Source organism: Sulfuricurvum sp. RIFOXYD12_FULL_44_77, assembly GCF_001830725.1.
GTDB lineage: Bacteria > Campylobacterota > Campylobacteria > Campylobacterales > Sulfurimonadaceae > Sulfuricurvum > Sulfuricurvum kujiense_A.
This window is the reverse complement of sequence record NZ_MIBU01000177.1, coordinates 1-1259: the sequence shown is the minus strand read 5'-3', so window position 1 is coordinate 1259 and position 1259 is coordinate 1. Positions and strand designations below refer to the sequence as shown.

Annotated in this window: 1 protein-coding gene and 1 pseudogene; both read right to left on the bottom strand. The window is 47.6% G+C overall.

Features of this window, described 5'->3' with window-relative positions; genetic code table 11:
- Positions 1-963: glutathionylspermidine synthase family protein (locus A2517_RS07025; protein WP_294895503.1), on the bottom strand; the 963-nt coding region annotated here is incomplete at its 3' end.
- 2 nt (positions 964-965) lie between these two features.
- Positions 966-1259: pseudogene (locus A2517_RS07020) on the bottom strand (hypothetical protein); the annotation flags it as partial.

The following is a 1259-nucleotide window of genomic DNA, read 5'->3' as shown; positions in this document are numbered from 1 at the left end:
AATCCGTACATTTGCACCTTCACGTCCAAACATCCGTTTCTCGACCTGCTGGAGCCCTTTAAGAGGCTCATACGAGGTTTTAAGAAGATAAGGGGAATCAGGGAAGAGATCGCAAAGAATTTTCATCATCCCTTTGGATTGAAAGAGCAACGTGTAGGCAGGGTTGAGGATAATCGCTTTTTGGTTTTGCATAATCGTCGTGAGCTGTGTAGCCAGTTCCGGCTCTTCGATAGCGATATCTTCCCAAGGGTAGAGTTTGAACCAATACTCATACGGCTCTTCAGCGCTGTCATAAATCCCCTCATCATCAAACTTCACACCGCCGAGAGGCTCAAAGCCACTCTCGAATCCGGCATCGATCGCCATTTGCTGTAGGAGTCGGGTTGTTTGTTCCTCTTCGATATTGCCGCTGATCGAGCTGAAAAGAATTTTCCATCCGTCGTAATGTTTTTCAAATGTTTCGGGATCATCGAAAAGGGTAACGAGACGACGAAAGTTATCGCGAATCGCCTCATAGATGTTGTTGAATTGGCGCTCTTCGTCCATGTTGTTATGTTTAAGCAAGGCCCATTGCAAAATAGCCGTTTCGAAAAGAGAGGTAGGGGTGTCGGCATTGAATTCGATCAGTTTGATCGGAGAGCCTCCGATCCCCCCTGCAAGATCGAAGCGTCCATAGAGATGCCAATGGACGTCGTTGTCCCAGCTTTTTTTGATTGCGTCGATCAGGTTAAACGGAATGCCGAGTTCAAAGAACAGGTTATTGTCGATGACATGTTGTGCGGCAGCGGCATACATATCGTAGAGTTCATTGACCGCTTCATAGTAGGCTTCAGCTTCACTGTCGGAGACGATAACCAGTTCATCGGCAACGTATTTGCTTTCGTCACTGTCGGTATGCCATCCGAAACCGAATTGCTCCAACGTGCGATCATCGATTGCTTTGATATTTTGGAGGGATACCATGCTCATCCTCCGAAACTGCTGCTGGATGAGGTGCTTCTCGATGCGGAATTACCGAAGAAACTTTTTTTCTGGCTATTAGAGGTGGCTGAGTTACTACCCCCTGCGGATGAACGGTGATAGGCTGAGCGGTTAGAGGCATCTTGGTGTCGTTGAACATTTTTATTGTTCATAAGCATGTTTCCGATCATATTACCGAGTAATGCTCCCCCCGCAGCGGCGAGAATAGTTCCGCCAAGTCCCATCCCCTCTCCTTGAGGTTCGGCGTTGAGTTCCGATTGTCCGGCTTCCATTTTTTT